Raw genomic sequence first — 13,158 nt, 5'->3', positions numbered from 1 at the left:
TGGCGCGCAAGCTTGACGGTCACAAAAAAAGGGATCGCTATCTAGGGGCCGCGCCCGAGGGCGCCGGCGGCGGCGGATGCGTGCAGCATCCCGGGCAGGGAGAAGACGACGTGAAGAAATATGTCGCGGAATGTCTCGGCACGGCAACGCTCGTGCTTTTCGGCTGTGGTGCTGCGGTGCTCACGGGCGCCGGCGGTGTGCATTTGGGCACCTTTCAGATCGCCTTCGCGTTCGGCCTGGCGGTGACCTCCATGGCCTATGGCATCGGCCATGTGTCCGGCTGCCACATCAATCCCGCCGTCACCCTGGGCGTGTGGGCGGCCGGGCGCCTCTCCGCGGCCGAGGTGCCGAAATACATCATCGCCCAGATCATCGGCGGCATTCTCGGCGCCGGCATCCTCTATGTGATCGCCTCGGGCCGGCTCGCCAGCTTCAGCGTCGCCGAGGGCATGGGCCAGAACGGCTGGGGCGAGGGCTATCTGGGCGGCTACGGGCTCGGCTCGGCGATCCTCACAGAACTGGTCGCCACCTTCATCTTCCTGGTGGTCATTCTCGGCTCCACCTCGAAGGCGGGCATCACCCAGGCGGCGGGCCTCGCGATCGGCCTGTCGCTGGTGATGATCCATATCGTGTTCATTCCGGTGACCGGCGTTTCGGTCAATCCCGCACGCAGCATCGGCCCGGCGCTGTTCGCCGGCGGCAAGGCGCTGACGCAGCTCTGGCTGTTCATCATCGTGCCGCCCATCGGCGCGGTCCTCGCCGGCCTGCTGTTCAGGTTCCGGGTGCTGGAAGACTAAGCGGCGAGGATAAGAAAAACGGGCGTGGATCGCTCCACGCCCGTCCCTTCTGTGGTGAGGCTGGCCTTGTCCCCGCCGGCGCGGCGGGAGGGGCTCACTCGGCGGCTTGCGGGCCCTGGGGCATCTTCTGCTGCTGAGCGGTCTCGGAGGCCTTGGCGCGCGTCATGTGCTCCAGCGCCTGGCGGACGCCCGCGCCATATTCGGGATGGACCTTGTCAAAATGGGCGATCTGCCGGTCGGCGATCTCCTGGGGAATGCCCCACATGGCTTCGGCCAGGTTGGTGAACAGGCGCTGGCGCTGGGCGGCGTCGAACAGCTGGAACAGCGCGCGCGGCTGGGAATAATCGTCATTGCCGACGCGGTGGCTGTAGCGCTCGGCATCGCCCGAGATCTTCAGCGGCGGCTCCAGCAAGGCGGGGTTTTCGGCCGCGCCGTTGAACGAGTTGGGCTCGTAATACGCGTCCGTATTGCCGGTCATCTGCGGGAAGAAGCGCATGGCTCCGTCCTTGTGATAGTGATGGACCGGGCAGCGGGCGGCGTTGACGGGCAGGTGCTCGTAATGGGTGCCGAGGCGATAGCGGTGCGCATCCGCATAAGAGAAGATGCGGCCCTGCAGCATCTTGTCGGGCGAGAAGCCGATGCCGGGCACGATGTTCGAGGGCGAGAAGGCGGCCTGCTCGATCTCGTTGAAATAGTTTTCCGGGTTGCGGTTCAGCTCCAGCACGCCGACGTCGATCGGCGGATATTCACCGTGCGGCCACACCTTGGTGAGGTCGAAGGGATTGTAGCTGGTGTTCTCCGCATCCAGTTCCGGCATGATCTGGACCTGCACCTTCCACTTCGGGAAGTCGCCCTTCTCGATCGAGCCGAACAGGTCTTCCTGGGTGGATTCACGGGTGCGGCCGACGATCTCGCTGGCTTCGCCGTTGGTCCAATGCTTGTGGCCCTGAATGGTCTTGAAGTGGAACTTCACCCAGAAGCGCTCATTGGCGGCATTGATGAAGGAATAGGTGTGCGAGCCGTAGCCGTTCATGTGCCGCACGTCGGTGGGCAGGCCGCGGTCGGAGAACAGGATGGTCACCTGGTGCAGGCTCTCGGGCGAGAGCGACCAGAAATCCCACATGGCGGTGGGCGAGCGCAGGTTGGTCTTGGGGTGGCGCTTCTGGGTGTGGATGAAGTCCGGGAACTTATAGGGGTCGCGGACGAAGAACACCGGGGTGTTGTTGCCGACCAGGTCCCAATTGCCTTCCGGGGTATAGAATTTCAGGGCGAAGCCGCGCACGTCGCGCTCCGCGTCCGCCGCGCCGAGTTCGCCGGCCACGGTGGAGAAGCGCGCCAGCATGTCGGTCTTGGTGCCGGGCTGGAACACCTTGGCCTTGGTGTATTTGGTGATGTCGCCGGTGATCGTGAGGGTGCCGAACGCGCCCCAGCCCTTGGCATGCACCACGCGCTCGGGAATGCGTTCGCGATTCTGGTGCGCCAGCTTTTCGATCAGTTGGTAGTCCTGCAGCAGCACCGGGCCGCGCGCGCCGGCGGTGATCGAATTCTGGTTGTCGGCGATCGGGGCGCCGGCCGTCGTCGTCAGTGTCGGCTTGGTCATGGCTCTTCTCTCGTTTGCGCTGCCGCTCAGGAAGCAGCCCTCGGATGGCGCGCACCATGACCCCTTCCGGCCATCAGGACAAATCAGTTTGCATCGGTTCCAAGATAAGATTATCTTATCGCGATGCTTTCCACCCGACAGCTTCGCTATTTCGAGGCCCTTTCGCGCCACCGCCATTTCGGCCGCGCGGCTGAGGAATGCGCGGTCACCCAGCCAGCACTCTCCATGCAGGTGAAGGAGATGGAAACCTTGCTCGGCGTCGATCTGGTGGAGCGCGGTCGCAACGGCGTGAGCCTCACGGCGGCCGGGGAGGAAGCGGCGCTGCGTGCGCGCGCCGTGCTCGCCTCCATCGCCGATCTCGAACGGGCGATCCGCGCGCGCGGGCGGCTGCTGGAAGGCCGGCTGCGCCTTGGCGTCATTCCCTCGGTCGCGCCCTACCTCTTGCCGCGCCTGCTGCCGGAAGTGGGGCTCCAGCATCCTGGCCTTGAACTCGCCCTGCGCGAAACCCAGACCGAGCAGCTCATCGCCGAACTGGCCAACGGCAGCCTCGATCTGCTGATCCTCTCGCTGCCGGTGGAGCATCCGGCGCTCGCGACCATGCCGCTGTTCGATGATCCTTTCCTGCTGGCCATCCCCGAGCCGGCCGGCACCGGCCCGCCGTTCGCCTCGCCCGACCAATTGGCGCCGGAGGACCTGCTGCTGCTGGAGGACGGGCATTGCTTCCGCGACCAGGCGCTGCAGGTGTGCGGCGCCATGGACCAGAAGCGGCTGCGCCGGTTCGGCGCGACCAGCCTCTCCACCCTGGTGCAGCTGGTGGCCAACGGGCAGGGCATCACCTTGCTGCCCGACATGTTCGTGCAATCGGAGGGCGGCGCCATTCCGCGTGTGCGGCTGATGCGCTTCCCCGAGCCGCAGCCGAGGCGCACCATCGGCCTCGTCTGGCGCAAGACCTTGCCGTTTTCCACCGATGTGGATGCCTTTGCCCGGCTGGTAGAGGCATGCCGACCCCGCGCCGCGCCGCGCCCGGTGCTCACGCCGCTCTGAGCTTTGCGGGACGGCGCTTTCCCGCCTCTCGCCGGCCCCCCGGCCGCGCTCGCGCGCCGGAGGCCCGCCGCGGGCGGGCCCTGTGGGCGCCGAGGTGCCATGCGCTCTTGCGCCGCGCCTGAGCCTTGCCACCCGCGCGGTTCGCGGCTAAGCCCGCTGAAAGCGTGAGGATGGAATGGCTCAGGACGGTCTCAATTATCGCGACGCGGGGGTCGATATCGATGCCGGGAACCGGCTCGTCGATCTCATCAAGCCGCTGGTCAAGGCGACCGCCCGGCCTGGCGCCGAGGCCGATATCGGCGGATTCGGCGGCCTGTTCGATCTCAAGCGGGCCGGCTTCCTCGATCCGCTGCTGGTCGCCACCACGGACGGCGTCGGCACCAAGCTGAAGATCGCCATCGAGACCGGCAAGCACGACACCATCGGCATCGACCTCGTCGCCATGTGCGTGAACGATCTGGTGGTGCAGGGCGCGGAGCCCCTGTTCTTCCTGGATTATTTCGCCACCGGCCACCTTACCCCGGATGTCGGCGCGCAGATTGTCGCCGGCGTCGCGCGCGCCTGCAAGGAGGCGGGATGCGCGCTCATCGGCGGGGAGACCGCCGAGATGCCGGGCATGTATTCGGAAGGCGATTACGACCTCGCCGGCTTCTCGGTGGGGGCGGTGGAGCGCTCCGCCGTGCTGCCCCGCCCGGACGTGGGGTCGGACGACGTGATCCTCGGCCTTGCCTCTTCCGGCATCCATTCCAACGGCTATTCCCTGGTGCGCCGGATCGTCGAGCGTGCGGGCCTCGCCTGGGACGTGGAGGCACCGTTCGCGCCCGGTGTCGACCTCGGCGTGGCGCTGCTGGAGCCGACCCGGCTCTATGTGCGCAGCGTGCTGGGCGTGGTGCGCCAGACCCATGCGGTGAAGGCGCTCGCCCATATCACCGGCGGCGGCATCACCGAGAACCTGCCGCGCGTGCTGCCTGCGGGCACCATCGCGCGCATCGACCTTTCCAATCTCATCGTGCCGCCGGTGTTCCGCTGGCTCGCCCAGGCGGGCGGCGTGGCGCCGGAGGAAATGCTCCGCGCCTTCAATTGCGGGGTCGGCATGGCGGTGGTGGTGGCGGCCGAGGATGCGGAACGGGTGGCCGACGCGTTCGCCGACATGGGCGAAAGCGTGATCCGCCTCGGCGTCATCGAGCCCGGCGAGGGCGCGGCCCGCGTGGTCTATGACGGCGCGCTGGGCCTCGATGCGGGCGAGGCTGGCGCCTGATGCACAAGAAGCGCGTCGCCATTCTGATTTCCGGCCGGGGCTCTAACATGGCGGCCCTGGTCAAGGCCGCCGAGGCGCCCGATTTTCCCGCCGAGATCGCCCTCGTCGTCTCCAACCGGGCGGATGCGGCCGGCCTGCAATTCGCCGAGGAAGCCGGCATCCGCACCATGGTGCTGAGCCATCGCGATTTCGCCGACCGCATCGCCTTCGACGCCGCGCTCGACGCGCATTTGCGCATCGAGGGCATCGAGATCATCTGCCTTGCCGGCTTCATGCGCATTCTCACCCCATGGCTGGTGGAGCGCTGGCGGGACCGCATGATCAACGTGCACCCCTCGCTGCTGCCGAGCTTCAAGGGGCTGGACACCCATGCCCGCGCGCTGGAGGCGGGCGTGCGCTTCCACGGCTGCACGGTGCATCTGGTGCGGCCGGAAATGGACAATGGGCCGATCGTGCTGCAGGCGGTGGTGCCGGTGCGGCCCGACGATACGCCCGAGGCGCTGGCCGAGCGGGTGCTGGCGCAGGAGCACATCATCTATCCGCGCGGGCTGGCCCTGCTGGCCGGCGGGCGCATCCAGGTGAAGGATGAGCGCGCCCTCATCTCCGGTGCGCGCACCCCCCTCGATGTGCTGATCGCCCCGCGGGTGTAAGGCCGGGCTCGGCGCCGGATCAGGCGGGTCTTGCGCGCGTCGCCTCTTGCGCGCGTCGCGTCTGAGCGTGGGGGAAGGAACGGGTTGGCATGACATCCTCGCCGTCGAAGCCCGCGCCTTCGAAGCCCGGCGCCGCGCGCTATCCCCTGGTGCTCGCAACCCTGATGACCGGGGCGGCCGGCTATGTGGACGCGGTGGGCTATGCCCAGGCGGGCGGGCTCTATCTCTCCTTCATGAGCGGCAACACCACCCGCCTCGGCACCGCGCTCGCGGCGCTGAACCTGCATGTGCTCCTCGGCACAGCCATGGTGATCTGCGCGTTCGTGATCGGCGCGGTGGCGGGCACGCTGGTGGCCGAAGCGCCGGTGCGCCGGCCCATGCTGGCGGTGCTCGGGGTTGAAATCGCGCTGCTGTGCGGCGCGCTGGCCCTGGTGGCGGCGGGCAGCCTGATGCCGCCGCTGTTCCTGATCTCCATCGCCATGGGCATGCAGAATTCCGCGCACCAAGTGGTGCTGGGGGCCGACGTGGGCAAAAGCTTCGTGACCGGGGCCCTATTCAGCTTCGGCCAATCCCTGGTTGCGGCGGCCAAGGGCCGGGTGCGGCCGATGGAATGCGCGATCTACGGCCTCTCCTGGCTCACCTTCATCGCCGGCGTGGCCCTGGGCGCCCTGACGGTGAATGCCTTCGGCCTGTTCGAGGCGCTGGCGATCCTGGTGGCGGCGCTGGCGGTGGCGATGGTGGGGATTTGGGGCGGGTGGGTTTAGGGGGGAGGGGGGTTCTACGCGTTCCGCTCCTGACCGAAGCGGCGCTCGCAACTTCTAAACGAATGCCCGAGCCCAACTTCTGCTGAGGACCGCAATCATCCCAATAAACCGAACGTGACGTTCAAGTGCGACTTGCCCTATCGTCCTCGCAATGAAGGCTTTAAAGGAGACTGTCGGGGGGCATTTGGATGAACGACAATTCGGTAACGACGGCCAATGACAATAGCACTGTCGGCATTGTCGATTTTGCCCAGGTCATGTCCGGAGCGTCGTCTTTCAAAGACGCAGGTATCGCGAACGTCACGGACACCTATCAGGGGCAGATTCTCACTCGCAACAAAGAGTTAAAGACGGCAATCCTGAAAGATTTGGCCCCCAAGGAGCTGGCAAACGAGATTATGGCAGCGAGCCTCGCTTCAGCGCTGGATCTCCCCGTTCCTCCTGCCTTTATCGGCATTACGGAGCCGGGAAATCCGTGCGCGACCCGCACTATCATGCAGGACGGTCGCGGCCTTATGTTTGTTAGCGTTAACGTGAATAGCCCGTCAGTCGCTTCGCTCGTGAAAAGGCCAACTGACCAAGAAACGCTAAAGTTGCTTCGCCCAATCGTTGAGTTATTGGCGAAAGAGTCTTGGTTAGGTAATCTATATGGTTTCGACGCGTGGATTGCAAACGTGGACCGCCACGTTGGAAACGTGCTGTTTGCAACTGGAGCGAATATCTGGATTATTGATCACGGTAGATGTTTCACGGGCCCGGCCTGGACGAAGGCTGACCTTGTAGCGGCCGGAACGTATACGCATCGGCTGCGCGAATGGGTCACCCTATTTTTGTCAGCTGCCGAGCGAAAGAGGCTGGCCAATGAAGCCGCCGCCCTGCCGATCCGACTCTGTGGAGTTGATGTAAGGGAGGCTGGGACAAAGAACAGTGTCGTTAACCTAATTGGTGCGTCAGACTTCGAGGCGTTGATCTCGTTTCTGACAGATAGAATACCCTTTGTTCCGCGCGCCGCTGGTGACGCGCTCGACGAGCCCAGGATAGCGTGAAATGATCTCGCTAGACGCTCCGATTTTCCAAGACTTTGATCGCCTTCAACGGGCGGTTTGGTCTCCTGTACTCTTTCGGCCGATCATGGGGTCACCGGAACAATTCGTGATCGGCATCGCTGTTGTCGGCGCGCACGGCGTCCACTTGGAGCGCGCGAATCAACTCCAGCGTCTCGAATGCATCTTTGCCGATACGTCGGAAATGGCGATCACACTTGCCGAGACTGCGCTCAACGTACTTGAGGCCGATTTATTAAAGCGGTCGAAATCCGCGTTGATCGACTTCAAGCCAGCAATTTCCAGCGTTTTGCTAGGAGACCTTCGCGAGGGACAAGGAATTTCGCTTCAACAGATCGCGACGTCGTGGATGACCGCGATGTCCTCTCTTTATAAGCGAAGCGACGCCCTTGAACTTTCTGAGGAACTGGCGGAGGCTCCGAAAGAAGTTGTGGAGGCTGGAGAAGGTGGGGACCGTCTGCCGGCGCTCGTGTTCGAATATGTGAAAATGGAACGGCCAACGCTGGGACAATTCTTCAGCAGCGAGATCAGGCACGGCCAACAACGGCGCCGGAATGCACATACCGTGATCATTGATTTCGCCGGCTCGAAGCTGGTAGCCAACTTTGGGACGCTTGCCAGTAGCAACTTCTCCGCGTCCGTGGGGCGGATCAAGACTCGTTTGTGGGAGCTTAAGGTTGATCGTGACCGAGAGCCTTCAGCTTTAATAAAGCGGGATCACGAAATGATCGTGCAATACCCGTTTATGAATGATCCTCAGTTGACCCAGAAGCAAGTTGATCGCTTCGGGGAAGCTCTCGAAGCACTCGAAGCGCAGGCGGATCAGGAAGAGATCAGGTTACGTCCCATGAACACCGTGGACGAGATCGGCACCCATATACTAATGAAGGAAGCTGCTTAAGGGATGATTACATTTACAGTCACTTCTTTTCCGTCCCGCTAGGCCTGTGCAGCCTCGTGAACCAACAGGCCAATTCCACCCCCCGCTCCTCCTCACCCCCCTCACACCTTCCCCACCCCCACCCGATTATCATGAAACGCCGCCCCGCCCACCGGGGCCACCGGGTCGGCGCCGGTGAGGGTGTTGATGCCGCGGCCGCCCGCGTGGGCGGCGTTGGGGTGGATCTGCTCGGCCACCACCACGCCGCGCCGCACGCCGTCGAACAGGCGGGCGGTCAAGGTCACGCGGCCGCGCGGGTTGAAAACCTCCACCACATCCCCGGTTGAAATGCCGAGCGGGGCGGCGTCTTCGGGGTGGATGAGCAAGGTCGGCTCGCCCTCCTTCTTCGTGGAGGTCGCGGTCTGGTTGAAGGTGGAATTGAGGAAATTGCGCGCCGGCGCGGTCACGAGGCGGAACGGGTGCTCCGCCGTCGCCTCCTCGATCACCGCCCAATGGTCGGGAAATTCCGGCATGTCGGCGACACCGAATTTTTCCGGCGCGGCGAACGGCACCTTGTCCCAGCGCGGCTTCAGGCGAAAGCGCCCGTCGCGATGGCCGAAGCCGTTGAGATAATGGGCGGTGGCGAAATCCGGCTGCACATCCTTGAAGCGCGCGGCCTCCAGCTCCTCCAGCGTGCCGCGCTCCGAGGCGCGCAGGGTCCAGTCCACCAGCTCGCGCGCGCTCATCTCGAAGCCTTGATGCTGCGCGCCGACGCGCGGGGCGAGCGCGCGCAGAAGATCGTGGTTGGAGCGGCATTCGCCGGGCGGCTCCACCAACTGCGGACCCATCTGGATGTGCTGGTGCCCGCCTGAGAGATAGAGATCGTCATGCTCGGTGAACATGGTGGCGGGGAAGACGATGTCCGCCTGCCGCGCGGTTTCGGTGAGGAAATGCTCGTGCACCGCCACGAACAGGTCTTCGCGCGCGAACCCGCGCTTCACCGCCTCCTGGTCGGGCGCGACGCTCAGGGGATTGGTGCTCTGGATCAGCATCGCGTGCACCTGCGGCCCGTCATACAGCGCCGCGCGGTCGCCGGTGAGGATGGCGCCGATGCGGGATTGGTCGAGTTCGCGCGTGGTGCCGTCGCGCACGTCCAGCCCCTCGATCAGCGTCTTCTTCAGCCGGTAGATGCCGGAATTGGAATGAAACGCGCCGCCCCCCTCGTGCTGCCAGGCGCCGGACACCACGGGAATGCAGGAGGCCGCATGCATGTTCACCGCGCCGTTGCGGCTGCGCGACATGCCGTAGCCGAGGCGGAAATAGCTTTTCGGCGTGGTGCCGACCAGCGCCCCGAAGGCCTCGATCTCCTCCACGCTCAGGCCGGTGATGGCGGCCGCCCAGGCGGGCGTGCGGGTTTCGAGATGGGCTTCCAGCGCGTCCGCATCATTGGCATAGCGGGCGAGATAGGCGCGGTCGGCCCGGTTGTCGCGGAACAGCACGTGCATCACCGCGCAGGCGAGCGCGCCGTCGGTGCCGGGGCGGATCAGCAAGGGAATGTCCGCCTGCTCCATGGTGGGGGTGCGATAGACATCCACCACCGCGATCTTCGCGCCGCGCTCCTTGCGGGCACGAATGGCGTGGGTCATCACATTCACCTGCGTCGCCACCGCATTGGTGCCCCAGATGACGATCAGGTCCGCCGCGCGGCTGATCTCGCGCGGGTCGGCGCCCGCGAGCCGCCCGGTGCCGGCCATATAGCCGCTCCAGGCGGGGTTCACGCAGATGGAGGAGAAGAAGCGCGAATAGCCCTTGGCGTGGGTCAGGCGGTTGATGCCGTCGCGCATCACCAGCCCCATGGTGCCGGCATAATAATAAGGCCACACGCTCTGCGCGCCGTGGGCGTGCTCGGCGGCGAGCAGGCCTTCGGCGGTGCGGTCCAGCGCCTCGTCCCAGGAGATGGGGGCAAACTGGGTGGAGCCCTTGGGCCCGGTGCGCCGGAGCGGCGTCATCAGCCTTTCGGGATGGTGCGCGCGCTCGGCATAGCGGGCGACCTTCGCGCAGATGACGCCGGCGGTATAGGAATTGTCCGCCGCCCCACGCACCCGGCCGATTCTGTTGTCCGCCAGCACCTCCACCTCCAGCGCGCAGGTGGAGGGGCAATCATGGGGGCAGACCGAGGCGCGCATCCCCGATGCGGGCAAGGGCGAGCGGACGTGATCGTTCATGGGCGAAGCAACTCCTCCGCCTCCTTATAGCCGCCCCGGCCTAGCGTATCGAGCCGGCGCGTGATCCCGGCGCTTCAAACGAAATCGCCCCCGACGTTGCGGCCGGGGGCGATGGGAACCGGACGTGGGGGCGCAGGCATGCGCGTCAGGCGGCGTGCACCTTCTCCTTGCCGCGGCCGCGCAGCAGCAGGCCGAGGAGAACCACCACCACGGCGCCGAGGGCGCTGGCCAGATAATGCGGCAGGTTGGCTGGCTTCAGCCCGTTGGGCGCCTCGACATCGGGCTTCACCCATTCGGGATTGACGCTCTGCATATATTGCAGGGACATCACGTCGCCGACCACCATTTCCCCCGCGATCCAGCCCAGCAGGGCCGCGCCGGCCCACACCAGAAGCGGCAGGCGGTTGAGGATCGCCATGACCAGCTGCGAGCCGGCGATGATCAGCGGAATGGTGAGCAGCAGGCCGAAGATGAACAATTCGGGATGGCCGCGCGAGGCGGCGGCGATGGCCACCACATTGTCCAGGCTCATCACCGCGTCGGCGATGGCGATGGTGCGCACCGCCTTCCACAGGCTGTCGGAGGCGGCGACCTCGTGCGCCTCGCCCTCATTGTCGGTGACGAGCTTGACCGCGATCCAGATCAGCAGCAGGCCGCCGGCGACCTTCAGTAGCGGGATGCCGAGCACATAGGAGACCGCGAGGGCGAAAATGATGCGCAGGCCGACCGCCGCGCCCGCGCCGAGCAGAATGCCCCAGCGACGCTGGCCGGGCGGCAGGGAGCGACAAGCGAGCGCGATCACCACCGCATTATCGCCCGACAGCAACAGGTCGATCCAGATGATCTGTAGAAGCGAGACCCAAAAGGTCGGATCGGAAAAATCCATGCGACAGTCCTTCTGCCTGAATCCGATGGGCTTCCGCGTGAACGGCGAAAGCGTCGAGAGACGCGCCGTAGTCTTATGACGTTACGGCAGGTATGAGGCGCAAAAAAGGGGGCGACTGCCCCCTTTGCGAACGGTCTCGCTCAGTTGTGCGATGCCGCCTGCTTGGCGTGGCGGATGCGCCCGATGATCCAGGCGATGGCCACCACGAGCACGGCGCCGGCCGCGGCGGCGGGCAGATGCCAGGCTTCGCTCGCGTCATGTCCGCCGATCCGGTCGGTGATGGCGACGTCGCTCAGCAGCATTTCGCCGGCGACCCATCCCAGCAGAGCGGCGCCCAGCCAGATCAGGATCGGGAACCGGTCGAGCATGGCCATGACGATGGAGCTGCCGGCAACGATCAGCGGAATGGAAATGGCGAGGCCGAAGATCAGCAAGGTCCAATTGCCGTTGGCGACGGCGGCCACGGCCACCACATTGTCGAGACTCATGACGATATCGGCGATCGCCACGGTGCCGACGGCCTTCCACAGATTGTCGCTGGCCGCCACCGCCTCGTCGGACTCCTCATTGGGGAGGGCGAGGTCGACGGCGATGTACATCAGGGCGAGGGAGCCGACCACTTTCAGCCAGGGCAGCGCCAGCAAGGTGGCGACGAGGCCGGTGAACACGATCCGCAGGCCCACCGCCACGCCCGCGCCGAGCACGATGCCCCAGCGGCGCGTTTTCTCGGGCAGCGAGCGGCACGCCATGGCAATCACCACGGCATTGTCGCCGGACAGCAGGATATTGATCCAAATGATCTGCAGCAACGCGAGCCAAAGCACCGGAGAGTCTAGCGACATCATACCCCCACCCATCCTGGAGTCAGCGTTCCCTGCGGGTATGCTGCGTCTGGTGCGCCGTATTATGCATTCCCTAACGGGAGGCTAATGGAGACGCGCAGGGTCCACAACCAAAACCGGACACCGCGCCGCGCAAAAAGCATTGTGCGCCGCGGTGTCCGTAGAGGAAACGTCTCAGCCGACGATTTCGTTGCCCGAGAAGAACTGGGCGATTTCGATCGCCGCGTTCTCGGCGCTGTCGGAGCCGTGCACGGAGTTCGCCTCGATGGATTCGGCGAACAGCTTGCGCAGGGTGCCTTCCGCCGCATTGGCGGGGTTGGTGGCGCCCATGACTTCGCGATACTTGGCAACCGCGTTGTCGGCCTGAAGCACCTGCACGACCACCGGGCCGGAGGTCATGAAAGCCACCAGATCGCCGAAGAACGGACGCTCCCGATGGACGCCGTAGAAGGTTTCGGCCTGTTCGCGGGTGAGCTGAATGCGCTTCTGGGCGACGATGCGCAGACCCGCAGTCTCGATCACGGCGTTGACCGCACCGGTGATGTTGCGACGCGTCGCGTCGGGCTTGATGATCGAGAAAGTGCGCTCGATCGCCATGGTGACCGTCCTGTCGTTATGAATGAAAAGGCTCCGCGACTGCCGCGGACGGGCGGGCTTTAGCAGCGATACCGCCCTGCGGCAAGGGAAGCCGGCAGGATCGCGACGCAAACGGCCGGCGCGGTCCTCTCGAACCGGCCGGCCGGATGGGTGGCGCCGCGGCGTGCGGCCCGGCTGGGCTCAGCCCGCCGGGGAAGTGGCGTGGCTGTGGGTCTGATGGCTGGCGCTGCGGATGACATGCGGCGCCCGGGCCTGCTGATGCAGCGCCGCCGGCGCAGGCACGGAGGGATGCATCATCTCGTAGTCGCGCTCGTTGACCGCATATTGCTCGCGGTTTTCCTGGGACACGTATTCATCTGCCCAAGCCGCGCTGGCGAGACCCGTCACGCTCATGATCGCGCCGAGGCCGAAAGCAAGAATCTTGGTATTCATGGTACAACTCCAAGCCGCCCCAGCGATGACCAGGAGATATTGCGCTGCAGCAGTCAAAGCAAATCCCGATTTCGTGAGTCAAATTCAAAGTAAAATATTTGCTTTGTTCCATTTACGAA

At 65.2% G+C, this 13,158-nt stretch carries 13 protein-coding genes; 7 read left to right on the top strand and 6 right to left on the bottom strand.

The features are described from left to right. Window positions 1-110: 110 nt before the first annotated feature. Window positions 111-797, top strand: coding sequence for an aquaporin Z (gene aqpZ, locus V5F68_RS19755; RefSeq protein ID WP_394015859.1), 687 nt, complete (start codon window positions 111-113; stop codon window positions 795-797). A 94-nt stretch (window positions 798-891) separates the two neighbouring features. Here aqpZ and V5F68_RS19750 read toward each other — a convergent pair whose 3' ends face one another. Further along, window positions 892-2,397, bottom strand: coding sequence for a catalase (locus V5F68_RS19750; protein ID WP_394015860.1), 1,506 nt, complete (start codon window positions 2,395-2,397; stop codon window positions 892-894). 123 nt (window positions 2,398-2,520) lie between these two features. Here V5F68_RS19750 and V5F68_RS19745 point away from each other — a divergent pair, with 123 nt between their 5' ends. The 6 genes from V5F68_RS19745 to V5F68_RS19720 all read left to right on the top strand — a co-directional run bounded on the left by V5F68_RS19745 (window position 2,521) and on the right by V5F68_RS19720 (window position 8,078). Continuing rightward, a complete protein-coding gene (locus tag V5F68_RS19745; protein ID WP_394015861.1) occupies window positions 2,521-3,441 on the top strand; it encodes a hydrogen peroxide-inducible genes activator in 921 nt (306 codons plus the stop codon). Window positions 3,442-3,616: 175 nt separating this feature from the next. After that, complete coding sequence (gene purM / locus V5F68_RS19740) at window positions 3,617-4,699, top strand: phosphoribosylformylglycinamidine cyclo-ligase (RefSeq protein WP_394015862.1); 1,083 nt, start codon at window positions 3,617-3,619, stop codon at window positions 4,697-4,699. Further along, window positions 4,699-5,349, top strand: a complete 651-nt coding sequence (purN, locus tag V5F68_RS19735; RefSeq protein WP_394015863.1) for a phosphoribosylglycinamide formyltransferase — start codon at window positions 4,699-4,701, stop codon at window positions 5,347-5,349. The genes purM and purN overlap by 1 nt, the downstream gene beginning before the upstream one ends. An 89-nt stretch (window positions 5,350-5,438) precedes the next feature. Further along, window positions 5,439-6,113: a YoaK family protein gene (locus V5F68_RS19730; RefSeq protein ID WP_394015864.1), complete on the top strand. Its 675-nt coding sequence runs from the start codon at window positions 5,439-5,441 to the stop codon at window positions 6,111-6,113. A 188-nt stretch (window positions 6,114-6,301) separates the two neighbouring features. Beyond that, a complete protein-coding gene (locus V5F68_RS19725) occupies window positions 6,302-7,159 on the top strand; it encodes a HipA family kinase (RefSeq protein WP_394015865.1) in 858 nt (285 codons plus the stop codon). 1 nt (window position 7,160) lies between these two features. Continuing rightward, complete coding sequence (locus V5F68_RS19720) at window positions 7,161-8,078, top strand: hypothetical protein (protein WP_394015866.1); 918 nt, start codon at window positions 7,161-7,163, stop codon at window positions 8,076-8,078. Window positions 8,079-8,179: 101 nt separating this feature from the next. On the opposite strand, the gene V5F68_RS19715 is transcribed toward V5F68_RS19720, so the two are convergent. From V5F68_RS19715 to V5F68_RS19695, 5 genes are all read right to left on the bottom strand, one after another. After that, entirely contained in the window at window positions 8,180-10,282 is a 2,103-nt protein-coding gene (locus V5F68_RS19715; RefSeq protein ID WP_394015867.1) for a molybdopterin-containing oxidoreductase family protein, read from the bottom strand. A 145-nt stretch (window positions 10,283-10,427) separates the two neighbouring features. Then, window positions 10,428-11,168 (bottom strand): TerC family protein, encoded by a 741-nt coding sequence (locus tag V5F68_RS19710; protein WP_394015868.1) that lies wholly within the window; start codon window positions 11,166-11,168, stop codon window positions 10,428-10,430. Window positions 11,169-11,308: 140 nt separating this feature from the next. Further along, window positions 11,309-12,010, bottom strand: a complete 702-nt coding sequence (locus V5F68_RS19705) for a TerC family protein (RefSeq protein ID WP_394015894.1) — start codon at window positions 12,008-12,010, stop codon at window positions 11,309-11,311. A gap of 174 nt (window positions 12,011-12,184) precedes the next feature. After that, window positions 12,185-12,607, bottom strand: coding sequence for a nucleoside-diphosphate kinase (ndk, locus tag V5F68_RS19700; protein ID WP_348843792.1), 423 nt, complete (start codon window positions 12,605-12,607; stop codon window positions 12,185-12,187). A gap of 180 nt (window positions 12,608-12,787) precedes the next feature. Continuing rightward, window positions 12,788-13,039, bottom strand: coding sequence for a hypothetical protein (locus V5F68_RS19695; RefSeq protein WP_394015869.1), 252 nt, complete (start codon window positions 13,037-13,039; stop codon window positions 12,788-12,790). Between the last annotated feature and the right edge of the window lie 119 nt (window positions 13,040-13,158).

Source organism: Roseixanthobacter pseudopolyaromaticivorans (assembly GCF_043195145.2).
Classification (GTDB): Bacteria; Pseudomonadota; Alphaproteobacteria; order Rhizobiales; family Xanthobacteraceae; genus NCEH01.
Note: the sequence above shows the minus strand (reverse complement) of the source record. Positions and strands in the feature narration are given on the sequence as shown.